General features: G+C 68.1%; 27 protein-coding genes. 6 read left to right on the forward strand and 21 right to left on the reverse strand.

Annotation, left to right across the window (positions count from 1 at the left end; all coding sequences use genetic code 11):
- Positions 1-864 (reverse strand): DUF222 domain-containing protein (locus tag BN976_RS00730; protein WP_036368893.1); only part of this gene is annotated, 864 nt, incomplete at its 3' end.
- Positions 865-1024: 160 nt separating this feature from the next.
- On the opposite strand from BN976_RS00730, the gene BN976_RS00735 reads away from it, so the two are divergent.
- On the forward strand, positions 1025-1408 hold the full coding sequence (locus BN976_RS00735; protein WP_011779598.1) for a hypothetical protein: 384 nt from the start codon (positions 1025-1027) through the stop codon (positions 1406-1408).
- 3 nt (positions 1409-1411) lie between these two features.
- Here BN976_RS00735 and BN976_RS00740 read toward each other — a convergent pair whose 3' ends face one another.
- The 9 genes from BN976_RS00740 to BN976_RS00780 form a co-directional block, all read right to left on the reverse strand.
- On the reverse strand, positions 1412-2236 hold the full coding sequence (locus BN976_RS00740) for a hypothetical protein (RefSeq protein WP_011779597.1): 825 nt from the start codon (positions 2234-2236) through the stop codon (positions 1412-1414).
- A complete protein-coding gene (locus BN976_RS00745; RefSeq protein ID WP_036367108.1) occupies positions 2233-3426 on the reverse strand; it encodes an NHL repeat-containing protein in 1194 nt (397 codons plus the stop codon). The genes BN976_RS00740 and BN976_RS00745 overlap by 4 nt, the downstream gene beginning before the upstream one ends.
- Positions 3423-4280: a NifU family protein gene (locus tag BN976_RS00750; protein WP_011779595.1), complete on the reverse strand. Its 858-nt coding sequence runs from the start codon at positions 4278-4280 to the stop codon at positions 3423-3425. The genes BN976_RS00745 and BN976_RS00750 overlap by 4 nt, the downstream gene beginning before the upstream one ends.
- Positions 4277-5515, reverse strand: a complete 1239-nt coding sequence (locus BN976_RS00755; RefSeq protein WP_049778079.1) for a tetratricopeptide repeat protein — start codon at positions 5513-5515, stop codon at positions 4277-4279. The genes BN976_RS00750 and BN976_RS00755 overlap by 4 nt, the downstream gene beginning before the upstream one ends.
- Positions 5516-5531: 16 nt before the next feature.
- Positions 5532-5726: a hypothetical protein gene (locus BN976_RS00760; protein WP_036367112.1), complete on the reverse strand. Its 195-nt coding sequence runs from the start codon at positions 5724-5726 to the stop codon at positions 5532-5534.
- Positions 5726-6499, reverse strand: a complete 774-nt coding sequence (locus tag BN976_RS00765; protein WP_036367114.1) for a hydrogenase maturation protease — start codon at positions 6497-6499, stop codon at positions 5726-5728. Before BN976_RS00765 ends, BN976_RS00760 begins: the two co-directional genes overlap by 1 nt.
- Positions 6500-6575: 76 nt before the next feature.
- Complete coding sequence (locus BN976_RS00770) at positions 6576-8186, reverse strand: nickel-dependent hydrogenase large subunit (RefSeq protein ID WP_036367117.1); 1611 nt, start codon at positions 8184-8186, stop codon at positions 6576-6578.
- A 24-nt stretch (positions 8187-8210) separates the two neighbouring features.
- Positions 8211-9176, reverse strand: a complete 966-nt coding sequence (locus BN976_RS00775) for an NADH-quinone oxidoreductase subunit B family protein (protein WP_011779591.1) — start codon at positions 9174-9176, stop codon at positions 8211-8213.
- Between the two features lie 85 nt (positions 9177-9261).
- Positions 9262-9786 (reverse strand): DUF1641 domain-containing protein, encoded by a 525-nt coding sequence (locus BN976_RS00780; RefSeq protein ID WP_011779590.1) that lies wholly within the window; start codon positions 9784-9786, stop codon positions 9262-9264.
- Between the two features lie 223 nt (positions 9787-10009).
- Between BN976_RS00780 and BN976_RS00785 the strand changes: the two genes are divergently transcribed.
- Positions 10010-11071, forward strand: coding sequence for an AraC family transcriptional regulator (locus tag BN976_RS00785; RefSeq protein WP_036367120.1), 1062 nt, complete (start codon positions 10010-10012; stop codon positions 11069-11071).
- Between the two features lie 3 nt (positions 11072-11074).
- On the opposite strand, the gene hypE is transcribed toward BN976_RS00785, so the two are convergent.
- The 4 genes from hypE to hypF are packed head-to-tail and all read right to left on the reverse strand — an operon-like array spanning position 11075 to position 15822.
- Complete coding sequence (hypE, locus tag BN976_RS00790) at positions 11075-12145, reverse strand: hydrogenase expression/formation protein HypE (protein WP_011779588.1); 1071 nt, start codon at positions 12143-12145, stop codon at positions 11075-11077.
- The gene (gene hypD, locus BN976_RS00795) at positions 12138-13241 is read right to left on the reverse strand and encodes a hydrogenase formation protein HypD (protein ID WP_036367123.1); all 1104 of its coding nucleotides are present in this window, start codon (positions 13239-13241) and stop codon (positions 12138-12140) included. The genes hypE and hypD overlap by 8 nt, the downstream gene beginning before the upstream one ends.
- Complete coding sequence (locus BN976_RS00800) at positions 13238-13513, reverse strand: HypC/HybG/HupF family hydrogenase formation chaperone (RefSeq protein WP_036367126.1); 276 nt, start codon at positions 13511-13513, stop codon at positions 13238-13240. Before BN976_RS00800 ends, hypD begins: the two co-directional genes overlap by 4 nt.
- Positions 13486-15822: a carbamoyltransferase HypF gene (hypF, locus tag BN976_RS00805; RefSeq protein ID WP_235621942.1), complete on the reverse strand. Its 2337-nt coding sequence runs from the start codon at positions 15820-15822 to the stop codon at positions 13486-13488. Before hypF ends, BN976_RS00800 begins: the two co-directional genes overlap by 28 nt.
- Positions 15823-16014: 192 nt before the next feature.
- Here hypF and BN976_RS00810 point away from each other — a divergent pair, with 192 nt between their 5' ends.
- Positions 16015-16368: a hydrogenase maturation nickel metallochaperone HypA gene (locus BN976_RS00810; RefSeq protein WP_036367131.1), complete on the forward strand. Its 354-nt coding sequence runs from the start codon at positions 16015-16017 to the stop codon at positions 16366-16368.
- Positions 16361-17125, forward strand: coding sequence for a hydrogenase nickel incorporation protein HypB (hypB, locus tag BN976_RS00815; RefSeq protein WP_036367133.1), 765 nt, complete (start codon positions 16361-16363; stop codon positions 17123-17125). Before BN976_RS00810 ends, hypB begins: the two co-directional genes overlap by 8 nt.
- Before the next feature lie 3 nt (positions 17126-17128).
- Here the strand turns inward: hypB and aldR are convergent, their stop codons facing one another.
- Complete coding sequence (gene aldR / locus BN976_RS00820; RefSeq protein WP_036367136.1) at positions 17129-17641, reverse strand: HTH-type transcriptional regulator AldR; 513 nt, start codon at positions 17639-17641, stop codon at positions 17129-17131.
- 94 nt (positions 17642-17735) lie between these two features.
- Here aldR and ald point away from each other — a divergent pair, with 94 nt between their 5' ends.
- Positions 17736-18851 carry an alanine dehydrogenase gene (gene ald, locus BN976_RS00825; RefSeq protein ID WP_036367139.1) on the forward strand — a complete coding sequence of 372 codons (1116 nt, stop codon included), beginning with the start codon at positions 17736-17738 and terminating at the stop codon, positions 18849-18851.
- 5 nt (positions 18852-18856) lie between these two features.
- Here the strand turns inward: ald and BN976_RS00830 are convergent, their stop codons facing one another.
- On the reverse strand, positions 18857-19234 hold the full coding sequence (locus BN976_RS00830) for a YchJ family protein (protein ID WP_036368901.1): 378 nt from the start codon (positions 19232-19234) through the stop codon (positions 18857-18859).
- A 46-nt stretch (positions 19235-19280) separates the two neighbouring features.
- Here BN976_RS00830 and BN976_RS00835 point away from each other — a divergent pair, with 46 nt between their 5' ends.
- The gene (locus BN976_RS00835; protein WP_036367142.1) at positions 19281-19838 is read left to right on the forward strand and encodes a DUF4334 domain-containing protein; all 558 of its coding nucleotides are present in this window, start codon (positions 19281-19283) and stop codon (positions 19836-19838) included.
- Here BN976_RS00835 and bla read toward each other — a convergent pair.
- From bla to BN976_RS00860, 5 genes are all read right to left on the reverse strand, one after another.
- Positions 19830-20723 (reverse strand): class A beta-lactamase, encoded by an 894-nt coding sequence (bla, locus tag BN976_RS00840; protein ID WP_036367144.1) that lies wholly within the window; start codon positions 20721-20723, stop codon positions 19830-19832. The genes BN976_RS00835 and bla overlap by 9 nt on opposite strands.
- 15 nt (positions 20724-20738) lie before the next feature.
- Entirely contained in the window at positions 20739-22094 is a 1356-nt protein-coding gene (locus BN976_RS00845; protein ID WP_011779577.1) for a M16 family metallopeptidase, read from the reverse strand.
- A complete protein-coding gene (locus BN976_RS00850) occupies positions 22072-24336 on the reverse strand; it encodes a polyribonucleotide nucleotidyltransferase (RefSeq protein WP_011779576.1) in 2265 nt (754 codons plus the stop codon). The genes BN976_RS00845 and BN976_RS00850 overlap by 23 nt, the downstream gene beginning before the upstream one ends.
- 379 nt (positions 24337-24715) lie before the next feature.
- Positions 24716-24985, reverse strand: a complete 270-nt coding sequence (rpsO, locus tag BN976_RS00855) for a 30S ribosomal protein S15 (protein WP_011779575.1) — start codon at positions 24983-24985, stop codon at positions 24716-24718.
- A 156-nt stretch (positions 24986-25141) separates the two neighbouring features.
- Complete coding sequence (locus BN976_RS00860; RefSeq protein WP_036367151.1) at positions 25142-26116, reverse strand: bifunctional riboflavin kinase/FAD synthetase; 975 nt, start codon at positions 26114-26116, stop codon at positions 25142-25144.
- Between the last annotated feature and the right edge of the window lie 86 nt (positions 26117-26202).

Below are 26202 nucleotides of genomic sequence, written 5' to 3' on the forward strand. Positions count from 1 at the left end.
GCGCCGCGCCACCTCAACATCCCAGCCGGCCTTCACCAGCGCCCAGAACGCCGCCACCGTGTCCGGCAACGGCGCCCGCCCCACACCCTCACCACCGCCACCGTCGTCGTCGGGGCCGTAGCCGCGGTCGACGGTGTCGTGGCCGTCCCCGCGGCCGGGGTCGCTGTTGATGTCGTGGTTGTGGTCGTCGGTGTGGTCGGTGATGTTGTGGTCGCGTTTCCACTGCGCGACCAACCCTTCAAGATGACAGTTCAGGGCCGTGTCGAACGTCGCCGCCTCATCATGGGGCAACGCGATCCGCCAATAGGTGTACTGCTCATCACTGGTCTTGGTGATCGACGCCCGCGGCACCGGATCGCGCCGGGGCTTGGCCTCAGATTCGGATTCAGGGTCGCAGTCGGCACCAGACTCGGATTCTGGGTCGGGTTCGGGGCGGGGTTCCTGCTTGACCGCGGTGCGCAACTGAGCCACCGTCGAATGGGCGGCCAAATCGGCGTAATGATCATCAGAACCCGCCCCCGCCCGCTCGGCGATCACCCCGACCTGATCCAACGACAGCCGACCCTCCCGCAAATCCCGACTACACCGCGGGAACTCGTCCAACCGGCGCGCCACCGCCACGATCGTCTCAGCGTTACGAAACGAGGTCCCCAACTTCCACGCGAGCAGGCCCTCCAACGACTTCACCCCGGTGATCCCCCACAGCTCGGCGCGGTCAATCTCGGCAGCGATCTGCGCAATACGCCCATCAATGGCATTGCGCTGACCCGCCAACTCCGCCAACTCCTCGAAAAACGCATCCAGCCGATCCGACTGACGCACCACACCACCAGTGCCAGTACCAACCGGAACCCTCGAAGACATAACCCCATCCAACCAGCAGGGTCCGACAAAAACGGCGACGCGAAACCGACTCGGTGCGGCCTCTTTTCGCCGAATCGGCAGTAATAAACAGTCAGTGGTGAAATGACCGGGCCGTGCCGGTTCACGCTGCCACGTTCCACACCCCGGCTAGTCTCATGGGATGACTCGTGCCTTCCGGCGGGCGCCGGCGCTCACCTTGGCTGCTGCATGCGCACTGCTGGGCGGCGTGCTGTCCGCGGCGCCCGCGGCCGCGGCACCGTACGGCAGCAACGGCGTCTTCGGTGTCACCACCCAACCGCGCGACGGCTGGGCGACCGCGTACATCCCGCCCGGGCACTACCGCGTAGACCAGTCCCCCAGCATGCAGCCCTACCAGAGCCCGCCAGGCCGCTGGTTCCGGTGCAGCGACTTCCCTTGCGCGCCAACATCTCCGGGGAACATCCTCGGAACGGGTGCAGCACTTAGGGACGTGCCGACGTTCGTCGACATTCTGCCCAGCGACGTGGCCGTCGCGCTGCACAACGTCACGCTGACCCCTGCCTGAGGTTCAGCGCACCAGGGCCGGATCGAAGGTGGCCCGCGCAGCGACTGACGCCGCCGCAGCGGCCACCAGCACCGTGGCATCACCGTCGCGGCCCTTCGGGAAGACGATCTCCGCGCTGTCGGGACCGTCGCGGTGGGCCATCAGCCAGTCGTACAACAACCAGTCCAGCGCGCACGCGACGTCGTAAGGGTCCGCATCGGTCTCCGCCGCAGATGAAACCACCTTCTGCATGGCCTCGCAGTGCTCACTGCGCGCGGCGTCCTTGTTGGTGCCCGAGCTGTCGTACAGCAGCATCGACAACGTCAGCGGCAACCGGGCGCCCGCCTCGGTGCGCACCACCCAGCGGCCGCCTTTCCACGGCCGGGCATGGTCCACCTGCGCCATCTCGCCGTATCCGCCGACGACACCTGGCTTCGGTTCGTCGAGTTCACCCTCAAGCGGTGCCGGCCCTAGCATGTCCAACGGATGTCGGGCCAGAATCGACATCAGCACTGCGGTGCCGATGATCTGGCCGGCCCTGGCGTCCGGCGCGAGTCCGAGACGCTCCACTGCTCGCGCATAGTCCAGGCACGCCCGGTCCACACTGCGATAGAGCTCGCCCAGATCCTGGCGGTCCTGAACCGTCGGCCTCCGCCCGCCGCCGAGCAGCTCCCCGAACCGCCGGGAAGCATCGATCAGCGAATCGTCGAGAGCGGACAGATGCGTCGCCACCAACCGGTCGGGTTCGTCGTCCTCGCCGACGAGCACGTGCAGTGTGGTGGGCGCACCGTCGGATGTCGTCCAGTAGAAACCGATCTGGCCGTCGTCCTGCACGATCCGCGGCCTCAAGATCGTCTCCAGATCATGACGCGGTTGTTGCCCGAGTCCGCAACGGCCAGCAGGTCGCCGTGCAGGCTCACGCCGTACGGCCAGCAGAGGGTGTCGCGCCCCACCAGCGACCAGCGGTTCTCGCCGTTGGACCCGAAGTCGGGTTGGGCCAGCACATGATCGGCCGGCCGACCCCCGAGCGCCTCCGCCTGCACACCGTCCCACACCAGGATTCGATTGTTCGCCGTGTCCGCGACGACGACGCAGCCACCGTCGAGGTCTATCGCGTACGGGAACCGGAACCTGTCACCGGTGTGCGGGCCGTAGGGCCACTCCTGCGCGGTGACGAAATCAGGCTGCCCCAGAACGAGATTCGCGTGAGCATCCGCCGCCGGGTGCGGTGACCAGCCGAGCACGCGATGGTCTCCGGCATCGGCGACCAGCAGCAGCTCCGACGTCCCGGCGATCGCGTGCGGCCACCGGAAGCTCGCCGGTCCGACCGCCTGGCCCCGGTTCTCCTCCCTGGCACTCGCCGTCGGCTGGCCGAGCACGATGTCGGCGGCCTGCCCCGGTTCGGGGATGCCGCCGCTCCACCCCAACACCCTCCGGTTGCCGGTGTCCGCCACCCAGAACCGGTCACCGAGTATTGCGAATCCGAAGGGCCAGTAGAAGGTTCCCGCCGAGCAGGCCTGGCCCGCATTGGGTTCCACGGATCCGGCGTCGCGCTGCCCGAGCACCACGTCGGGTGCCACATCGTCGGACTCGGGCACCTGGTTCCAGATCAGGAGTCGATGGTGCCAGGCGTCGGCGACGATCAGCCGGCCGTCGACGATCGCGACGCCGGTCGGCAGGTTCATCCCGCGCTCCGGCCCGCGGCCCCCCGCGGCGCGGCCCTCCGCGTACCCGTGCGGTTGACCGAGGACCACATCCGCGGCTTGTTCGTCCGCATGCGGCAGGCCGTGCCAGATCAGGACGCGGTGGTTGCCGGAGTCTGCGACGACGACGTGCTTGTCATCGACGAAAACCCCACGCGGCGAATACATCCAGGCCATGCTCGGGGTCGCCTGGGGCAACGCCAGCCCGCCCGGCGCTGGTGCTCCCAGCCAGCGCAGCGGTCGCCAGCCGCCGCTGTTGTCCTCGGCCGGCGGCGTTTCCGGTGAGTGGCCGGCAGGCCGCCCGGCAATGGTGTGCCGCACCGTGTAGCGGCTCATCGGCCGGTCCGAACCCAGACATCCCCATCGTCGATCCGCAACGGTAGCTGCTCCAGTTGCACCCCCGGCGCGGACAGGCACTCCCCCGACTCCGCGTCATAGCAGAACCCGTGCCACGGACACGTCAGCGTGCCCGCCGTGGCGTCGAAGACCGCATCGCCGAGCGGCAGCGCCTCGTGGGCGCACTCGTTGTAGAAGGCCGACAGTTTCTGTCCGATGTTGACCACGAGGACGTCGCCGCCGAGGACCCGGATCTCGTCGACGGCGATCGAGTCCACGCTGCCGAGGTTCACCCATCCGTCCGGCTCCGCTCTGGGCGGTATCCGCAGCGCCTCGACCGGTATCAGCGTCGGTGTGGCCTCGCCGGACACCACCTCGACCGCCTCCAGATTCGGAACACCCTGCAACAGAGCGGCTTCGACGAGTTCGCGAAGAGTCACCGAGGCCATCGAACAACCGTTGCAGGCCCCTTCGAGCCGGACGAACGCCACGCGGTCGTCGACCCGCACCAGCGTCACGTCCCCACCATGGCTGTGCAGTTGCGGGCGAACGGCGGCCAGCGCCCGCTCGGCCAGCGTCACCGGATCGGGCCGGATGATGCCGTGCAGCGTCAGCAGCATCCGGACCACAGGGTCGTCGACCAGATCGAACAGCAGCGGCCGCGCAGCGTCGTCAGCCCGCATCCGGGCCACGATCGTCGTCAGCCCGGCGCGATGGACTTCCTCCACGGCCGCCTTGAGTTCTTCGGCTGCTGCCCGCGCGGTCGGGTCGAGTTCGGCCAGTGCCGCGACCGCAGCATCGACACGCCTGGCAAGAACCTCGAGATCGGCTGTGCCTGCGCCCACGGCAGTCATCGGGCGCCCTCGCGGGAGATCTCGTCGAGCACGCCACGCACCGCGCGGACCGATTCGGTGTCCCCGTGCTCCTCGAAAAGGAAGCGCGCCTCGTACAGCCTGGCCTTGGCCTGGTCGAACAGACCGAGATGGGCAAGCACGTTGCCCTGGTTGGCCAGCACCCGCGCGCGCCCGTGCGGGTCGACGTCCCGGTCGCGGGCATCCAGCACGGCCTCGTAGATCTCAACCGCCTCGACAAGGTTCTCCTGGCGGTGACGAGTTGGGCTGTACACCAACGAGTTCGCCAAATTCAGCTGCACGCTCGCCCACCGTTGCGGGTGCTCGTCGCGGGTGAACACCGTGAGTGCCTGGCGCAACGACTGCGCGGCGATGCCCAGCCGCAGCTGGCTCGACGCCTCCACCATCGGCATCGTCAGGTAGGCGGTGGCCAGATCGGCGTGACCCGAGGCCCACAGCAGCGGAGCGTCCTCGCAGCGGATCAACTGCAGTGCCGAGTGGTAGTGCGGTATCGCTGACGGCATCAGCTCAGGTCGGAGCGCGGCCTGCTCGTGCAGCATGCCCGCGGCGGTGAGGTGCAGTTCGGCGCGAGCGACCTTCAGCCCGTCGGCACCGTCGAGCAGCGCGAGTGCCCGGTCCACGCGCGCCAGGGCGGACGGGTCGTCACCGTCGCGGCAGATACCCGCGGCCGCGCCGAGCAGGACGCCGGCCAGCGGTCTGCTCACCGGCGCCGCCGCCTCCGCGGCCGCGTCGAGCAGCTGCACGGCCTTCGCCGGTGCGTCCGCGGCGATCGCTGCCGACGCGGCGGTGGCGAGCACCGCGGCAGCAAGCTCGCCGTCGAGTCCGTCAGCGCCGGGGACCTCGTCACTGCGTCCGAGCGCGAACAACACCACGTCGACGAGCACCCCGAACTCGCCGAGATCCGCGCGAACCGCGTCGGGATCGGCCGAGTCGGGATCGAGAACGAACCGGTTGTAGCGCGCCACGGCATCGTCACCGGCCAGTGCCGCCAGCGCAGCGTCGCGGTCGCCGGCCAGCGCATGCCGGTGCCCGGCCAGCCGGTCGGGCCACACCTCGGGCAGGCGGCCGGCCAGCAGCGCAGCACGCACCGGGTCGGTGTCGTCGCCGGCGGGGATCAGCAGATAGCCGAGGGGCAGGCCGAACACACCGAGCGGTTGCGGTCGCGCCACCAGGTCCGCGGCGCCCCGCCCGGTCGGTTCAACGGCGGTGTCGGTCACGGCCCTCCCAGGGGACTCATCGCAGATCCCGTTCTGCGGCACGCTTGATCAGATCGGCCGCCAGATCCGCGCGGCGACGGGTGCGGTGCGTGCTGATCCGTCTGCGCACCACCCCGTCGTCGAACACGACGACGACATCGACGGCCCACTGTCCGCGTTCGGGCACCACCACTGCCTCAACGGCACGCGCATTGTCTTCACTCACGAGCATCACCGGTCCAGCCCCGGTTCGTCGCCGAGTGGAATGCGCAACGCCGACTGGTCATCGTCCCAGGATGCGCCCCGAACGCCCGTCATGGCGAGGTCCATGAGCACCTCGCGAACCAGAACCGACCGGTCCCCGGCGGGCGTGCGTTGCTTGAGCAGCAGTCCGCCGCTTCGGGGGCCACGCAGCGGGACGAGCCATAAGGCGCCGTCACGTACCACCGCGGCCACGGCGTCGGACGGAAACCTCGCGGCCGCGAGCTCGGCGTCCAGCCGCAGGTATCCGTCTGCGGTGAACTCGACCGTGACCTCACGCCGGCCGGCGGGACGCAGCGGTGCCAGGTAGTCGCGCTCGACGATGGACAGGACCTCTTCCATTGCGGTGGCCACCGGTTCCGAGAGGTCGGCCCCCATCTCGACGCTGTCGACCTCGATCAGGAACACGGTGATGTCGGTGGGACAGGCGTCGCCCAGCGCCCAGCGCGCGAACGCGATTGCGTGATCCCAGCGGAACGAATGGGTGTGCAGACCCTGCAGCGGCGGCAACTCGGCGAGTTCCGCGCCGGGCACCCGAAACGTCGTGCCGGGCGCCGAACCCGTGGCCGCCGCGTCGATGATGACCACCCGTCGAGCACCGTTCATCTGGAATGCGACATCCATGCCGGCGGTACCACCGTCGACGAGCTTCGCGCCGTCGGGCACGCCGCGCTCCCACAGGTGGCGGACCAGGACCGGACCGACCCCGTCGTCGCCGCGCAGCAGATTTCCGCAGCCGATCACCAGCAGGTCGCAACCCGGCGGCTGGAGGGATGCCGCCGGGCTGCAAGCTTCGGGATCTGTCCCAGGTGACGCCAGTTCACACCATCCCGTTGATCACGAACTTGCTCAGTTCACGGCCGGTCTTGCCGTCGTAGGCATGCACCGTGCACACCAGGCAGGAATCGAAACTGCGGGCGACGTGGCCGAGTTCGACCGGATCCTCGGCGTCGACGATCGGGGATCCGACCAGCGCCCGCTCGATCGGGCCGAGCACCTCCGAGCCGTCCCGGGGTCCGATGTTCCACGCGGTGGGAGTGACCACCTGGTAGTTCTTGATCTTGCTGTCCTCGATCACGATCCAGTCCGACAGTGCACCGCGCGCGGCTTCGGTGGAACCGAAACCCTTGCCTTCGGCGTACTCGGTGGGCTTGGTGTAGAAGCTCTCCTTCAGCTCCAACGCGTCGAGCCACTGCCGCGTCCACTTGTAGTACTTGGGCGCCTCGTGCATGCGGGCCAGCTGGCGCACCATCACCGACGGGCCGATGGTGTTGTAGATGTCGCCGAACAGCGGGTCGTTGTCCTGATGCGCGGCGGCGCCGGGTCCGGCCGCCGCCATGCGGCGCGCCAAAGGTCCTGCCTCCAACGGGATGTTGCCCAGATCCCCCACGGCGTAGCGCGGCGACTTGGCCCAGCTGTACTTGCCCTGCTTGCGTCCCTGCTCGGGGTCGATCGGGATGGTCTCGCCGTCGAACGGGTGCAGTGGCCGGTCGCCCTGGTAGAAGGAGTGCGTGACGTCCTCGAGGACGTTGGCCTGGTCGAACTCGAAGTAACGACCGTCGGCGTACACCCCTGAGCGGCCGATCAATGCTGCGTTGCGGCCGTCGATCGTGGGGTTCTCGTACAGGGACGGCTCGAAATATGTTCCGGTGGCAAGGTAATTGCCCACCCCCTGGCCGTACTTGTCGAGCCCGACGTCCAGGCAGTACCTGATGAAGAATCCGCAGTCGCTGTTGTACTGCGCTTCGTTCTCGTCCACCCAGGCCAGTACGTCGTTCCAGGTCTTGTTTTCCAGCCAGCGATCCACCGAACAGCCCAGCCACTGGCCTTCCAGCCAGGCATCGTTCCAGTGCTCGAGGATCGCGATGGAACGGGTGACGTCACTGAGCGTGGGGGCGCACATCACCCCGCCCGGAACCATGAAGCTCGAGTGGGGCCATTGCCCGCCGTAGATCGCATACACCTCAACAGGTTTGGCGCTCAACACGACACCGGGTTGGTAGCTGGTGCCGACATACGGCGCGAATCGGCGGACAGCCTCGTCATACAACGCCGACTTCGCATAGTTCTTGTTGGTCAGATCGATGGCGAACAGTGCATAGAAGTAGCGCGGGATCGACTGCAACGTCTCACACGCCTGACAGATGTTGCGCACCAGCGTCGCGTTGTGCGGCATGTGGGTGCGCCACGCGGTGTCCAGGGCATACGCGGACTTGTAGAGATGGCTTCCGCCGCAGATGCCGCAGATGCGCGGGCACACCACCAGTCCCGACTGAGGGTCCTTGCCCTGCAGGATGATCTCGAATCCGCGGAACATCGCCGCCTCGGTCCACGCCGAGGTGACGACCCCGTCCTCGATCGTGACGCGGACGTCGAGGTCACCCTCGACGCGGCCGAGCGGGCTGACGAAGAGATCCAGCTTTGACGCCATATGAAAAGTCCTTCCTCGGACGCGCTAGACCACGAACATGTCTTCTTTGGACCACTGCGGCGCCGCGATCCGCGCGGCCGCCGCCAGGCCCATGTACGTGAGGTGATCGGTTCCCTCGGGAACTTCCTTCGGGATCATGCCGCTGACCTTCTGCGTCTTGAACAGCGTCCCCGGCGCCAGGTCGAAGTGCGGGAACTCCGGTTCGGTGCAGCCGATGCAGGGCATCCCGGCCCGGGTCTTCGACGACTGCCGGTTCCACAGAATCCGGTTGCACGGCGAGTGCGTCATCGGACCGCGGCAGCCGAATTCATAGAACAGGCAACCGGTTCGGGTTCCCTCACCGAACGACAGGGTGGACTGCTTGTACTCGAAGAACTGCACCCGGGTGCAGCCGGTCTGGGTGAACGTCTTGAAGAACGTCTCCGGGCGGTGCAGGTCGTCGAGCGTGATGTCGCCGGCGCGGCCGGTGGCCAGCGCCACCAGAATCTGGGTGATCCAGTCCGGGTGAGCGGGGCAGCCAGGCACATTGATCACCGGGAGGCCCATCTTCGACCGGAAGTCGGGGCCGAGGAAGCCGCCCTTCTCCCGCTTGTGGAACTGCAGTCCGGTGGACCCCGACGGGTTGGGTTCCATCGCGGGGATACCGCCCCAGCAGGCGCAGTCACCGATCGCGACGACGATCTGCGCGGCTCCGGCCAGGTCGGTGACCCAGTCCTTCATCGGACGGTCGGCGAACATGTCGGTGCGGCCGCCGTAGGCCTGCATGACCGTGCCCTCGAACACGAAGATGTCGAGCGGCCGCTGCCCGTTGGCGCAGTCCCAGAAGACCTTCTGGGCATTCTCCCCGAGTTCGAGCCCCAGTGACGGGTGCCAGAGGAGGTCGAGGCCGAAGTCGACGATCAGGTCGACGACGTTGGGCTCCTCGGCGTTGAGGAACGACATGGTGTTGCCACTACATGCCCCACCCTGGAACCACAGCACCGATGCCATGAGCACTCCTCTCGGTCACCGGAAGCGCAGGCCTCCGGAGCAATCAGTTCCCGAATTCAGTTGTGCGGGACCGCGTTGGGCGCGGTCAGACTCGTCGCCCGAAGGCCCGGGCCACTTCGAGCAGGTAGACGAGACCACGTGTGACGTCGGGGTCCCTGGCGGCGCCGCGCAGCGTCTTCCACACCCCACGGACCCCGCGGGGCGGCGCCGGCATCGACTGCCGCGCCGACACCAGCGCGTCGCCGAGGGCGGCGACCACGTCGGCGCCCTGCGGCTTGGTCAGTGAGGAATTCAGCAGCGTGCTGATCGCCGGCGCCGCGTTCACCAGCCCACTCGTCAGAACTGCCAGGCTGGCCGACAACTCGCCCAGGTCACCGGTTTGGCCCTTGAGCTCACCGATCGCCGAGGTCAGGTTCGCGGTGATGTCGTCGCCGCGACGGACGAAACCGTCGAGTCCGGTGACCAGGACTGCCAACAGATCTGCATGCTCGAGCAACGTGTCCAGCGCTTCGGCGACCCGGGGGTCGTCGAGGCGGTCCCGGAGCGCGGCGGACGGTCCGGGGGCGGCCGGATCCAGGACGGGAGTTGACGACCCACCGTTGGTGTTCACACTCGACCTCCCTGCCGACTCCCCCGCGCGGGAGGGATGAACCTCAACGTACTCAGCCGTCGCGGCCCTGCCTATCGCTTTCGCGCAACCGCTATCAGGATTGCGCAGACATGACTACGCTGAAGCGAGCCCGATGTTTAGGAGACTTTGCCGTGCCGACGCGAATTCCGTTATCCCCCGGCCAAGTTAGCCTTCCCTACCTTGCACGGAAATAGCGGTCCCGGTGTCGCGGCTGACGCGTCTGGGCTTCATCGACATCCGGCGCACGAGTGATCCCGTCCGCCGGAAGGTGCGTTCGCGCGGGGTGCCGCCGGCGCTCACCGAGCACGAGATCTTCTACACCGAGGACATCAGCAAGGCGACGCGGCTGATCGGCCGCGCCTTGTCGCCGCTGACGCTGACGGTGGATCCCGCCGACGCCGACGGGTTCGCGGCCACCATGCACGGCATCCGGCTGCGCAACGTCAGCATGCTCTACCTGGACTTGCACGTGCCCGCCTCGATCGACATCCCGGAGTCCGGCCGCTACTACGCGGTGCACATGCCGATGAACGGGGTGGCCATGGTTCACCACCCGTCCTCGACGTTCCAGGCCAGCACGATGCGCTCACTGGTCTCCAGCCCGGGTGTGCCGCTGCGCATCGACCTCGGTGTCGACACCCCGCAACTGCTGATCCGCATCGAGCAACAGGCGATGACCGCCCATGTGACGCGGCTGATCGGCCGTAATCTGGCGCGGCCGTTGGTGTTCGAGCCCGAGTTCGACCTGGCCACCGAGGCCGCGATGCGCTGGAACGCGGCGGTTCAGCTCGTGCACACCGAGGTCTACCATGCCGGTTCGCTGATTCAGAAGGGTCGCGCGATCGGGCCGGTCGAGGAACTGGTGATGAGCAGCCTGCTGCACCTCCAGCCGTCGAACTACCATGCCGACATCACCCAGCCCTCACCCCCGGATCCCCGCCGCACGGTCATCCAGCAGGCGATGGATTTCATCGACGACCATCTGGCGGAACGCATCACGATGGATTCGCTGGCGGCCGCCGTGCACATGAGCGTGCGGTCGATTCAGCAGGGCTTCCGCTCCGAACTCGGCATGTCGCCGATGGCGTTCGTCCGTGAGCGGCGCCTGGAGCGGGTGCACGAAGAACTCGCCGACGCCATCCCGTCCGACGGTGTGACGGTGACCGCGGTGGCCGAGCGCTGGGGTTTCCACCATCTCGGCAGCTTCGCGGTGGAGTACCGGAAACGCTGGGGCGAGGCGCCGTCGGAGACGCTGCGCCGCTGAACCTCAGCAGATCCGTGGAAGTTGCTCCCCCAGTTCACGTTCCACCACCCGGGTGGTGCCGAACGGGGTGCGCGCCACCGCCATGCCGGGATGGTCGGCGACGACGCGTCCGATCACCGCGGCACCGACGCCCTCGGGGCACCCGCGCATCGCGGCGAGTACCGCCTCGGCGTGCTCGGGGGCCACGAACGCCACCATCTTGCCCTCGTTGGCGACCTGCAGCGGATCCAGCCCCAGGAACGAGCAGGCCGACGCGACGGTCTCGGGGACCGGAATGGCCGCCTCGTCGAGGTCCACGCCGACCGATGCGGCCCGGGCGATCTCGACGACCGACGCCACCAGGCCGCCGCGGGTGGGATCGCGCAGCGTGTGCACCGCATCGGGCGCGCCTGCAGCCAGCATCGCGCCCACCAGCCGGTGCAGCGGCGCACTGTCGGTGGTCACCACGGTGCCGAAGTCGATCCCCTCGCGCACGCTCATGATGGCGACCCCGTGCTCGCCGATGTCACCCGAGACGATCACCACGTCGCCGGGGCGGGCCCGTTCCGGGCCGATCACCACGCCCGGCGGGACGACTCCCACCCCGGCGGTATTGATGAAAAGCTGGTCGGCGCCGCCCTTCCCGACGACCTTGGTGTCACCGGTGACGATGGGAACCCCGGCTTCGGCGGCCGCCCTGCCCATCGTCGCCGCGACGGTGCCGAGCACGTCGATCTCCAGGCCCTCCTCGAGGATGAACCCGGCGGTGATCCCGATCGGTTGCGCTCCGCTGCAGGCGAGATCGTTGATCGTGCCGTTGACCGCGAGGTCGCCGATGTTGCCGCCCGGGAAGAACAGCGGCTGCACGACATAGGAGTCGGTGGTCAGCGCGATGCGGCCGGAGCCGGTGTCGAGCACCGCCGAATCCCGGCTCGGCCCGGGCTGAGATCCGAACGCCGGCAGGAAGAGGTTTTCGATCAGCTCCTCGGACAGCACGCCGCCACCCCCGTGCCCCAGCACCACGCGTCTCGTCTCGCGCAGCGGGAGCGGGCACACCCAGTCGGCGGGGTCGACGGACACGGGCGTGTCAGGCATGCGCGGCCGTCTCCAGCCGGCGGAACTGGTAGTACGCGGCACACGCGCCCTCGCTGGACACCATGGTCGCGCCCAGCGGTGTGCGCGGCGTACAGGTGCGACCGAATGCCGGACACTCGTTGGGTTTGAGCAACCCCTGCAGTACCTCCCCACTGCGACAGTCCGGGGATTCCGCCACCTGGAGATGGCCGACACCGAACCGGCGCTCGGCGTCGAACTCGGCGTAGCGCGGCGACAGGGTCCATCCGGACCGTGGAATCATGCCGATACCGCGCCACTGCCGGTCGGTGACCGCGAACACCTCGGCGAGGGTCTTCTGGGCCACGAGGTTGCCCTCGGCGCTGACCGCGCGGGGGTAGGCGTTGCGCAGCGCGGGTGTGCCCTCTTCCAGCAGCTCCACCACCTGCCGCACGCCCTCGAGCAGGTCCAGCGGTTCGAAACCGGTGACGACGATCGGCACCCCGAATTCGGTGACAAGCGGTTCGTATTCGGAAGTGCCCATGACCGAACAGACATGGCCGGCGGCGAGGAAGCCCTGCACCCGGTTGGTGGGAGACGACAGGATCGCGGTCATCGCCGGGGGCACCAGCACATGCGAGACCAGCATCGAGAAGTTGGTCAGCCCGAGTCGCTGAGCGTGCAGCACCGCCATCGCGTTGGCCGGTGCGGTGGTCTCGAATCCGACACCGAAGAACACCACCTGCTTGTCCGGGTTGTCCGCGGCGATCCGGGTGGCATCCAGTGGGGAGTAGACGATGCGGACGTCCCCGCCTCGGGCGCGCACACCGAACAGGTCCTGGCTGCTGCCGGGAACCCGCAGCATGTCGCCGAACGAGCAGAAGATGACGTCGGGGCGTGCCGCGATGGCCAACGCCCGGTCGATCATCTCCAGCGGCGTGACGCACACCGGGCAGCCCGGGCCGTGGATGAACTCGACCGCTCCGGCCAGCAACTGGTCGATTCCGTTGCGGATGATCGAATGTGTCTGTCCACCACAGACTTCCATGACGGTCCAGGGCTTGGTGGCCCGACGGCGGATCGCGTCGACCAACACCGCTGCCGCCGCCGGGTCGCGGAACTCGTCGAGATATCTCATGCCGGGTCCCTCCTGCCCACAGGCTGCTCGCCGGCCAGTTCCTCGTCGAGGACGCCGAGGTCGGCGAACATGCGCAGCGTCTCGTGGGCCGACGCCTCGTCCAGTCGGGCGATCGCGAAACCGGCGTGCACGATCGTGTACTCGCCGACCTCCATGTCGGGGAGATACGCCAGGCACACCGTCTTGGTGGTGCCGCCGAACTCGACCGTGGACATCCGTGTCCCGGCCTCCTCCCAGATCTCGATCACCTTGCCGGGGATTCCGAGGCACATGGACCGCTCCTTTCCCGAAACATCCTCTGCGAGAGCGTTGCCGCCGCGACAGCCGCCTGCCCCAACGCCAATCCGCCGTCATTGCACGGCACCACCCGGTGGGTGAGCACCTCCAGCCCGCGCACACGGAGGCCGTGGGCGATTCCGGCCAGCAGCCTGCGGTTGGCGAACACCCCGCCGGTCAGCCCGATGGTCGAGACCCCCGCAGCAACCGCGGCGTCGCCCGCGGCCCGCACCGTCGCACGCACGACGGCGTCGTGAAACGCCATGGCCAGATCGGCGCTGGGCACCCCGCGGCGCACCCCGTCGACCAACGCGGTGATCACCGGTGCCGGGTCGAGGACACCGGCGGTCACCTCGAAGTCGACGGCCCGCCAGGGGCGCCCGGCACGGGCCCGGTGCTCCAGCTCGATCGCGGCCTGGCCTTCGTAGCCGACCTGCTGGCACACCCCGAGAAGGCTGGACACCGCATCGAAGAGCCGGCCCATGCTTGTGGTGGGCACGCATCCCACGCCGCGCCGCAGCTGCTGGGTGAGGATGTGCAGGCCGGCTGCCCCGAGGGCGGCGACCGGCGGGAGATCGTCGGACGCCTCGATCCCGGCCCGGTCGAGCAGGTCCAGCGCGATGCGCGCGGGTTGGCGCACCGCTCCTTCTCCGCCCGGCAGCGCGAACGGTGCCAGGTGGCCGACCCGGGTGAAGCGAGCCGGATCGCGGACCGCGAGCAGCTCACCACCCCAGATCGTGCCGTCGGTGCCGAAACCGGTGCCGTCGTAGGTGACCGCGATGATCGGCTCGCCGAGCCTGCGGTGTTCGGCGAGCAGCGAGACGGCGTGCGCGTGGTGGTGCTGCACGGCCAGGAGCCGCTCGCCCCGCCGCTGGGCCCACCGCGTGGTCGCGTACTGCGGGTGCAGGTCGTGCGCGAGCACGGTGGGCGCACTGCCGGTGAGAAAGCCCAGGTGATCCACCGCGGCCGCGAAGCAGGCCTGGGTGCGCGGGTCGGCCATGTCGCCCAGGTGTGACGACAGGTGTGCGCGGCCGTACCTGCCTGTCAACGCGAACGTGGTCTTGATGTCACCACCGGTGGCCAGGATCACCGCCGGGTCGTCACCGTCGCCGACGCCGGCGCCGACGCTGACCGGCAGTGGCGCGTAGCCGCGGGACCGCCTCAGCGGGACCTCGTTTCCGTCATCGTCGATGCTCACCACGGAGTCTTCGCAGGGCACGTGAATGGGCCGGTCGTGGGTCAACACCGCATCGGCGAGGCCGTCGATCCAATCCAGGTCACCGTCGCGGAACACGATCGGCGAACCGCCCTGGTTGGCCGAGGTCATCACCAGTGCCGGCATGTCGGGCTCGGCGAACAGCAGGTGGTGCACGGGCGAGTAGGCCAGCATGACGCCCAGGTCGGTCAGGTTCGGCGCGACGTGGACGCTGACCGCTCCGGCCCGTGCCGGCAGCAGCACGATCGGGGCGGCCGCCGACGTCAGCGACCGGGCGGCGGCATCGTCGACATGGCAGATCCGGCGCGCCGCCTCGATGTCGGCGGCCATCACCGCGAAGGGCTTGGCGGGCCGGTTCTTTCGTCGTCGCAGCCGCGCAACGGCATCGTCGTCATCGGCACGGCAGGCGAGGTGGTAACCGCCCACGCCCTTGACCGCGACGATCAGCCCCGCGCGCAGCGCCGCGGCGGCCGACTCGACCGCACCGCCGTGGGGGCCAGGACCATGCCACGACAATGTCGGCCCACATTCGGGACAGGCGATGGTCTGCGCGTGATAGCGACGGTCGGCCGGGTCACCGTACTCGGCGGCGCATGACGGGCACATTGCGAACCCCGCCATCGTGGTGGTGGGGCGGTCGTAGGGCAGATCGGTGATCACCGTGTACCGCGGTCCGCAGTTGGTGCAGGTGATGAACGGATGGCGGTGGCGCCGGTCGGCGGGATCGAACAACTCGCGCAGGCAGTCTGCGCAGGTGGCGATGTCGGGTGACACCAGTGTGCGGTCACCGTCGTCACCGGACGGCGTGCTGTCGAGGATGCGGAAAACCGTCTCCCCGAGCGCCGGACGCATCTCGGTGACGAACGAGTCGACACACGCCAGCGGCGGCGGGCCGTCACGTAGGGTTCGGACCGCCGCGTCGACGCGGGGTCCGGGACCCTCCAGTTCGCACCGGACGGCGCGCGCATCGTTGAGAACAAAACCGGCCAGCCGGTTCTGCGCGGCGATCCGCGCGACGGCGGGTCGGAAGCCCACACCCTGGACCACTCCGGTGATGGTCAACCGCACCCGCACGCTGTCACTCGGCACGGGCGCCGCCGTGGTTCTCCGAACGAGCGCTCATGGGCGCGGTCTCCTCTGAACTACAGCCGTCCTGCGTCACTGGGCTGAGAGCACAGACCGGTGTCGCCAGGTTAGCCCCGGCAGCAGGCCACAACAATCGCAATCTCGCACGAGATTTCTGCGCTTTTCCGATGCCTGTGCGGGCTTATCCTTCGAACTGTGCACGAGTTGTCGTTATGCCACGCCATCGCCGGCGTGGTGAAGACGCATGCCGCCGGCCGCCGGGTCGACGTGGTGCGGGTGCGGGTCGGGGCGCTGCGCCAGGTGGTGCCCGACTCGCTCCTGTTCTGCTGGACGATCGTGCGTGAGCACGAGCACCTCGGCGACGCCGAACTGGAGCTCGAACGGGTACCCGCGGCGGTGGATTGCCGCGGCTGCGGACGGCAGTCCGAGATCGCCTCCCGGTGGTCGGTCTGCTGTCCCTCATGCGGCAGCGGCGATGTCGTCGTGGTGCGCGGCGACGAGTTCCTGGTGACTTCGATCGACGTGGCCTCCGAGGTCGGGCATGGGTAGGTTTCACCGCCATGACGACGGGACGGCGCACACCCACGACCATGACGGCAGCCCTTCCCACGACCACGGTGACCACAGCGGCTACCACACCGCCGCCGAGCGTGTCGACGTGCTGGAGGCCATCTTCTCCGAGAACGACCTGCGTGCCGCGGCGAACCGAAATGCCTTCGAAGAGCACGGGATCCGTGCGCTGAATCTGATGAGCTCGCCCGGATCCGGCAAGACCAGCCTGCTCGCGGCCACGCTCGACGAGCTGGTCGGCGAGATCGCTATCGGCGTCATCGAGGGTGACATCGCCACCGACCTGGATGCCGCAAGGCTTGAAGGTCGGGGCGCGCAGATCTCACTTCTGAACACCGACAACGGTTTCGGCGGCGAGTGCCACCTCGATGCCCCGATGGTGCACCGGGCACTGGCCGGCCTCAACCTGGCCGGTCTCGACCTGGTCGTCATCGAGAATGTCGGAAACCTGGTGTGTCCCGCCGAATTCGACGTGGGCGAGCACGCGAAGGTGATGGTGTACTCGCTGACCGAGGGCGAGGACAAGCCGCTGAAGTACCCGGTGATGTTCCGCGCCGTCGATGTGGTGCTGCTGAACAAGATCGACCTGGCGCCCTACCTGGACGCAGACGTCACGACCTACACGGAGCGGATCCGGCAGGTAAACCCCACGGCCACGGTGCTGCCGGTGAGCGCGAAGACGGGCGAGGGCATGTCCGAGTGGTACCGGTGGCTGCGGACCTTCGCGAAGGACTGATACTCACAGCGGCGAGGCGCCGCGCAGGTGCTCGAAGATCAGCGACGTCTGCGTGCCCGCGACATCGGCGTCGGCGTTGAGATTCTCCACGACGAACGCCCGCAGGTCGTCGGTGTCACGGGCGGCCACATGCAGGATGAAGTCGTCGGCACCGGCCAGGAAATACACGTCCATCACCTGCGGCTTGCTCCGGATCTGCTGAATGAAGTTGCGGATCTTGCCTCGCGCAGTGAACTGCAGGCTGACCGAGATCATCGCCTGAAGGGTCAGCCCGATCGCCGCCGGATCGATGTCGGCATAGAACCCGCGGATCACCCCCAACTCCTGCAGGCGCCGCACCCGGCCGTGGCAGGTCGACGGCGCGATGCCGACGAGTTCGGCCAGCGCGCTGTTGGAGATGCGCGCGTCCGAGTGCAGCGCGGTCAGGATCCGCCGGTCGATGTCGTCGACGGTGACCCGAACATCCTTCGACGACACGGGCCCTTCCCGTCGATAACCCGATGATTCTGTGGCCATAGCGCGACTCTAACGAATCTTCGACAAGAACATTGCCAACAATCCGCTGTTTCTTCACACTTTGTCTAGCCAGTCATCACAGCGAGGAGCGATCATGCGCGTCGGCATCCCGACGGAGATCAAGAACAACGAATACCGGGTCGCGATCACCCCGGCAGGGGTTGCGGAGTTGGTGCGACGCGGGCACGACGTCCTCGTCCAGTCCGGGGCGGGTGACGGATCGGCGATCTCGGACGCCGACTTCAAGCGCGCAGGCGCACAGCTGGTCAACGGCGCCGACGAGGTGTGGGCCGAGGCCGAACTGCTGCTCAAGGTCAAAGAACCGATCGAAGCCGAGTACTCGCGGATGCGCGAAGGCCAGACCCTGTTCACCTACCTGCATCTGGCGGCGTCCAGGCCGTGCACCGACGCACTCATGGCCTCACGCACCACGTCGATCGCCTACGAAACCGTCCAGACGGCCGACGGTGCGCTGCCGCTGCTCGCGCCGATGAGCGAGGTGGCGGGGCGACTCTCCGCACAGGTGGGCGCCTATCACCTGATGCGCACTCAGGGCGGCCGCGGCGTGCTGATGGGCGGCGTCCCCGGTGTCGCGCCGGCCAAGGTCGTGGTCATCGGCGGTGGCATGGCCGGCGACAATGCCGCCGCCGTGGCCTGGGGCATGGGCGCGCACGTCACCGTGTTCGACCTCAACGTCAACACACTGCGCAAGATCGACGCCGAGTACGGCGGCGCCATCGAGACCCGGTACTCGTCGAGGCTCGACCTGGAGGATGCGGTCAAGCAGGCCGACCTGGTGATCGGCGCGGTCCTGGTGCCCGGCCACAAGGCCCCCAAGCTCGTCACCAATTCAACGGTGGCGGCGATGAAGCCGGGGGCGGTCCTTGTCGACATCGCCATCGACCAGGGCGGCTGCTTCGAGGATTCCCGCCCCACCACCCACGACGATCCGACGTTCACGGTGCACGACACGGTGTTCTACTGCGTGGCCAACATGCCCGGCGCGGTGCCGCGTACGTCGACGTGGGCGCTGACCAACGCCACGATGCCCTACGTGCTCAGGATCGCCGACAAGGGCTGGCGGGATGCCTGCCGCGCCGATGCCGCGCTGGCGAACGGGCTCTCGACCCATGAGGGCGCGCTGCTGTCCGATGAGGTGGCCGCCGATCTCGATCTGCCCTACACCGATCCGGCCGACGTACTGGCCTGAGGGCATCAGTCGAACAGATCACCGTCGACGTAGAACCACCGGCCGGCGCGCACCGCGAACCGGGACCGCTCGTGCAGGGCCCCGGTTCCGTGGTGGGCGAGGAACTCCACTTCGCCGGTCTGGTCGCCGGGTCGGCCTGCGACGGAGTCGATCACCTCCAACCGCGTCCACGTCACCGTGGCATCGTCGGCGATGTCGTCTGGTCGCGTGCGCGGATGCCACGTCCGCCAGATGTAGTCGGCCTCACCCGCGACGTACGCGCTGTAGCGCGACCTCATGAGCTGTTCGGCGGTCTGCGCCTGCCGCTCCCCTTGGTGGAGCGGCAGGCAGCAGCGTCCGTACGGTTCACCGCTGCCACAGGGGCAGTCCTGGTCGGCTCGCATGGTCACAGTGTGCCTGATTTGACGGGTGTCAAGTACGATCGGCGGCATGGTTGCGCTCACCGACGTGCTCACCGCCGTTCCGACCACCACCGCCGGGGCGCTGGAGCTCTTCGACTCCTGTCCTGCCATCGAGACCGACTTCATGCTCGGCACCTGGCACGGCGTGGAACTGCCGACCGGCCATCCACTGGACGGGCTACTGGCGGCCAGCGGCTGGTGGGGCAAACACTTCAAGGACTGCGAAACAGTCCACCCCTTGCTCTTCCCCACCGCCGACGGCGCCGGTCTGTGGCCGCTGAACCCAGCACTTGCGTTCGCCGGCCTCGGAGCGGCCACCAGGCTGCCCGTACTCGGGAGCCGCGGCTTCGCGGGCGTCATCACCGCGCTCAAACCCGCCCTCAGGGCGCGGGGGCCCAAGGCCAGGCTGCGCACCACCCGCTACCGCGGCGTGGACACCGCCACGATGATCTACGACCAGCTACCGGTCAACGACGTGTTCCGCTCGATCGACGACCGAACCGTGCTGGGCGCGATGGATCTGCGCGGTATCAGGACACCGTATTTCTTTGTGCTGCAACGCGACAACTCGCTGCGACTAACCTAGTTCGGACAGCACCAACGCTGCCAGCTCACCGATGAGCGGGCGCAGACTCGGGGCGTCGGGGTCATCGACCGCGGACCTGGTCATCAGCGACAGCAGCACCTGCTGCCCGGCAGGACCGTACGCCACGCCGACATCGTTGGTGGTGCCGTAATCCCCGCTACCCGTTTTGTCCGCACTGGTGTAGCCGGCGGGCAGTCCCGCGCGCATGCTCGAGGTCTGATTGGCCAGCATCCAGTCCAGGAGCTGTTGGCGGGTCGGCGGATTCAGCACGTCGCCGGTCAGGATGTTGCGGTAACCGTCACCCAGCGCACGCGGCGTGCTGGTGTCCCTCGGATCCCCCGGCAGCGCGGAATTCAACTCGACCTCCCAGCGGTCCAACCGCGTGCGGTGGTCGCCGATGCTGCGCGCGAACGCGGTGATCGCCTGCGGCCCGCCGAGCACGCGCAGCAGACCGTTGGCCGCTGCGTTGTCGCTCTGCTGCAGCGCGGCCTGACACAACTCGGCCAACGACATCGACGTCCCCACCCGCGGCTCGGTCACCGGCGAATGGGGGCGGATGTCCCCGGGCTCGATCGGGACCGCGTCGTTGAGCGTCAGCTCGCCCGTCTGGGTGCGCTGCAGCACCGCCGCGGCCGCGTACGCCTTGAAGGTCGAACACATCGCGAAGGACTCAGTATCGCGATAGGCGAGGCTCTTTTGCGTGTTCAGATCGATTGCGTACAAACCGATCTGGGCATTGTGCCGGCGACCGAGCGCATCGAGGCGCTGTTCTACCGGCGGTAGCGGTTGTGCGGGGTCGGCGAGCACGGTCTGCGGGGAACACGCGGTCAGCGTGACCAGCGACAGCCCGCCGAGCAGTACGTTTCGTCGGGAAAAATCCATCACCTACGAGGCTACCGGTCAGCTCCCGATCCTCTGCAACGGCCGCGGCAGCGACCGCTTCCTGTGCACCGGGCCGAGCACCGCCGCACCGAAGGGTTTGGTGAGCAGTTGCCGCGCGACCGCGTTGACGTCCTCGAGGGTGACCTCGTCGATGCGCGCCAGCGTCTCGGCGATGCTGCGGTGCTTGCCGTAGTTCAGCTCGCTGCGCCCGATCCGGTTCATCCGCGACGCCGAATCCTCGAGACCGAGCACCAGCCCGCCCCGCAGCGACCCCTTCGCGATCCTGCACTCGTCGGCGGTGATTCCGTCACGGGCCACCTCGGTCAGCACGTCGGTGGTCACCCGCACGACCTCGTCGAACCGCTCCGGTAGGCACCCTGCGTAGATCGACAGCGCACCGCTCTCGGCGAAGGTGTCCACCGTGGAGTACACCGAGTAGGCCAGCCCGCGGGTCTCCCGAATCTGCTGGAAGAGCCGTGAACTCAGGCCCCCGCCGAGGGCCGAGTTCAGCACCGACAACGCCCAGCGGTGGTCCCAGTGCCGGCCCGGGGTTCGCACGCCCAATGACAGATGGGTCTGCTCGGCGTCACGGCTGACCAGGTGCAGTGTCGGCTGTCCGCCCACGCGACCGGCGCCCTTCCGCGGCGGCACCGGGGCCCGGCCCCGCTCCAGGCGCGGGCCGAAGTGTTCACGGACGAGCTTGACCACCATGTCGTGCTCGACGTTGCCCGCGACCGCCACCACCATCCGGTCCGGCGTGTACCGGCGCACATGGAACGAATGCAGCTGCGACCGGGTCATCGCCGAGATCGACTCGACACTGCCGATCACCGGCCGGCCGACGGGGTGGTCGCCGAACATCGCCGACAGGAACACATCGCCGAGTGTGTCCTCCGGATCGTCGTCGCGCATCGCGATCTCTTCGAGCACGACATCGCGCTCGACCTCCACGTCACCCGGAGCGCAACGCCCGTTCAGGACGACGTCGGCGACCAGGTCGACGGCCAGCTCCAGATCCGAGTCCAGCACGTGCGCGTAGTAGCAGGTGTGTTCCCTGGCGGTGAACGCGTTGAGCTCACCACCGACGGCGTCGACCGCCTGGGCGATCTGCACCGCGGTACGCGTCGGAGTGGCCTTGAACAGCAGGTGTTCCAGGAAGTGCGCAGCACCGGCCACACTTCGGCCTTCGTCGCGCGACCCCACGTTCACCCACACCCCGACCGACGCCGAGTGCACCGACGGGATGTGCTCGGTGACCACACGCAGGCCACCGGGCAACTGGGTGCGGCGCACCGCCGTCGACTTATCGGGGGCGTCTCCGCCGCGTTTTCCGCGGCGGAGCGCCTGCGAGCTAGCTGCTTGTCGTCGCTGCATCGACCGGTGCGTCAGCGGGTGCGTCGGCTGCCGTCTCGCTCTCTTCGGCGACCAGGACCAGCGAGATCTTGCCGCGGTTGTCGATGTCGGCGATCTCCACGCGCAGCTTGTCGCCGACCTTCGCCACGTCCTCGACCTTGTTGATCCGCTTGCCGCGGCCCAACTTGGAGATGTGCACCAGACCGTCACGGCCCGGCAACAAGGAAACGAAAGCTCCAAAGTCGGTGGTCTTCACCACCGTGCCGAGGAAGCGCTCGCCGACCTTGGGCAGCTGCGGGTTGGCGATGGCGTTGATCTTGTCGATCGCCGCCTGTGCCGCCTCGCCATTGCTGGCGCCGACGAACACGGTGCCGTCGTCCTCGATCGAGATCGACGCGCCGGTCTCCTCGGTGATCGAGTTGATCATCTTGCCCTTGGGCCCGATGACCTCGCCGATCTTGTCGACGGGCACCTTGATCGTGGTGATGCGCGGTGCGTACGGGCTCATCTCGTCGGGGGTGTCGATGGCCTCGGCCATCACCTCGAGGATGGTGATCCGGGCGTCCTTGGCCTGCGCGAGGGCACCTGCCAGCACCTGGGAGGGAATACCGTCGAGCTTGGTGTCCAGCTGCAGGGCGGTGACGAAGTCCTTGGTGCCCGCGCACTTGAAGTCCATGTCGCCGAACGCGTCCTCGGCGCCGAGGATGTCGGTCAGCGTGACGAAGCGACGCTCGGTCTTGCCGTCAATTTCAATGTCGTCAGAGACGAGACCCATCGCGATGCCGGCGACCGGAGCCTTCAGCGGCACACCGGCGTTCAGCAGCGACAACGTCGAGGCACACACCGAGCCCATCGAGGTCGAACCGTTGGAGCCCAACGCCTCCGACACCTGACGGATCGCGTACGGGAACTCCTCGACGCTGGGCAGCACCGGCACCAGGGCACGCTCGGCGAGCGCACCGTGGCCGATCTCGCGGCGCTTCGGCGAGCCGACGCGGCCGGTCTCACCGGTCGAGTACGGCGGGAAGTTGTAGTGGTGCATGTAGCGCTTGGAGGTCTCCGGGCCCAGCGAGTCGATCTGCTGGGCCATCTTGACCATGTCCAACGTGGTGACACCCATGATCTGGGTCTCGCCACGCTCGAACAGCGCGCTGCCGTGCGCCCGCGGAACCACCGCGACCTCGGCAGACAGGGCGCGGATGTCAGTGACGCCGCGGCCGTCGATGCGGAAGTGGTCGGTCAGGATGCGCTGGCGGACAAGCTTTTTGGTCAGCGAGCGGTAGGCGGCGCCGATCTCCTTCTCACGTCCGGCGTACTGCTCGGCGAGCCGGTTGAGGACCTCGACCTTGATCTCGTCGGTGCGGTCGTTGCGCTCGTTCTTGCCCGCGATGGTCAGCGCCTCCGACAGCGCCTCGGTGGCCACCGAGGCGACGGAGTAGTAGACGTCGTCGCCATAATCGGGGAACAGCGGGTACTCGGCCGTCTCCTTGCCGGCGGCACCGGCCAACGCGGCCTGGGCGTCGCACAGCACGGCGATGAACGGCTTGGCGGCCTCAAGGCCCTCGGCCACGACCGTCTCGGTGGGTGCACCCGCACCACCGGCGACGAGTTCGATGACGTTCTCGGTGGCCTCGGCCTCGACCATCATGATCGCGACGTCTTTGTGGTCATCCCCAACTTTGCGGCCGGCGACGACCATGTCGAACACGGCCCGCTCGAGCTGCTCGACGGTCGGGAACGCCACCCACTGGCCGTCGATCAGGGCGACGCGCACACCGCCGACCGGACCGGAGAACGGCAGGCCGGAGATCTGGGTCGACGCCGATGCGGCGTTGATGGCGAGCACGTCGTAGAGATCCTTGGGATCCAGGCTCAGCACCGTGACCACGACCTGGATCTCGTTGCGCAGACCGCTGACGAACGACGGGCGCAGCGGCCGGTCGATCAGGCGGCAGGTCAGGATCGCGTCGGTGGACGGGCGACCCTCGCGGCGGAAGAACGAGCCGGGGATGCGGCCCGCGGCGTACATGCGCTCCTCGACGTCGATGGTCAACGGGAAGAAGTCGAAGTGCTCTTTGGGGCTCTTGCTGGCGGTCGTCGCGCTCAGCAGCATGGTCTCGTCGTCGAGGTAGGCGACGACGGCTCCGGCAGCCTGCTGGGCCAGCCGGCCGGCCTCGAAGCGAATGGTGCGGGTGCCGAAGCTCCCGTTGTCGATGGTGGCGGTGGATTCGAACACGCCGTCTTCAATTTCAACTACAGACATGGACGTCCGTATGGCCTCTCTGATTCACATCAGCGGTTTCGCGTGATCACGCGCAATGATGCGGACAACTCCGGGTCGCCCCGGGAAGTCTCGCCCTGATGCGTCGACGGCCGTCGATCGAAGCTGCCGGAGTGTCTCTCCGGCAGCCACTACCGAAGACCGCGCGATCGGGCGGTTTGTGTCATGTCACGCGGGAACGGTGCACGCGGATCTGCGAGGACCGCACCCAGTTGTTCGTGCCGTTGGCATCGGAACGCACCCATGGTACATCCCGGCACACACAAAACCCCTAATCCGGGGCCGCGGTACGCACCGACAGAACAGAACCGCCCCGCTGCCGGATCGGCGGCGGGGCGGTGTCCGAACGAGATGCGCTGGGTCAGCGGCGCAGACCCAGGCGTTCGATGAGCGAGCGGTAGCGCTCGACGTCGACCTGGGCGACGTACTTGAGCAGCCGGCGGCGGCGGCCGACCAGCAGCAGCAGCCCGCGGCGCGAGTGGTGATCGTGCTTGTGCTGCTTCAGGTGCTCGGTCAGATCGACGATCCGCTTGGTCAGCAGGGCCACCTGGGCCTCCGGCGAACCGGTATCGGTGTCGTGCAGGCCGTACTGGCCCAGGATTTCCTTCTTCTGTTCGGCAGTGAGCGCCACGAGATGACTCCATCAATTCGGTCCGCGAACATCGAGGGCACCGACATCAGAATCGAGCCCCGAAAAAGCGCGGCCACCGCGAACTGCAGCACGCGCCGGGTCGGCAGGCAGTCTAGCAGCGGGCACAGCTCACCCGCGAATCCGGCGAAAGCCCTGCTAGTGGGCCGACAGCAGCGCGCGGGCGCGTTCGGTGTCGGCTCCCATCGCGGTGACCAGGTCGGCCACCGAATCGAACTTCTCCTGCCCGCGCAGGCGCGCGACGAAGTCGACGGCGACGTGCTGGCCGTACAGGTCGGCGCTGGTGTCCAGCACGAACGCCTCGACGGTGCGGGTGCGCCCGGAGAAGGTCGGGTTGGTGCCCACCGACACCGCGGCCTGGTAGCGCTCCCCCGGCGTGACGGTGCCGACGACAGGGCTGTGCCCCAGCACGGTGAACCAGGCCGCGTAGACGCCGTCGGCCGGGATCGCCGAGTACATGGGCGGGGCGACGTTGGCGGTGGGAAACCCGAGCACTCGGCCGCGGCCGTCGCCGCGCACGACGACACCCTCGACCCGGTGCGGGCGGCCCAGCGCCTCGGCCGCGGCGACCATGTCTCCGGCGTCGACGCAGGACCGGATGTAGGTCGACGAGAAGGTGACGGTCTCGTCCTGGTGATGTTCGGCGACCAGCGAGAGCGAGTCCACCGCGAAGCCGAACCGCTCGCCGGCCTTGCGCAGCAGGTCGACGTTGCCCGCGGCCTTCTTGCCGAAGGTGAAGTTCTCCCCGACGAGCACCTCGACGACGTGGAGTCGCTCGACGAGAAGTTCGTGGATGTAGCGCTCCGGGGTGAGCTTCATGAAGTCGGAGGTGAACGGCATGACGAGGAAGACGTCGATACCGAGTTCCTCGACGAGCTCGGCCCGCCGCGTCAGCGTGGTGAGCTGGGCGGGGTGGCTGCCCGGGAAGACGACCTCCATCGGATGCGGGTCGAAGGTCATCAGGACGACCGGCACCCCGCGCGAGCGTCCGGCCTTGACCGCACGGCTGATCAACTCCTGGTGTCCCCGATGGACACCGTCGAACACTCCGATGGTGACGACGCACCGACCCCAGTCTGTGGGGATTTCGTCCTGCCCCCGCCAGCGCTGCACGCCGCTAGCCTACGACCCGATCGCAACTCTGGCTCAAATAGCTGCCGAGCGACACCACCGGATCAGGTGATGATTGCCTAAACTTT

It is taken from the genome of Mycolicibacterium austroafricanum, assembly GCF_000612725.1.
GTDB lineage: Bacteria > Actinomycetota > Actinomycetes > Mycobacteriales > Mycobacteriaceae > Mycobacterium > Mycobacterium austroafricanum.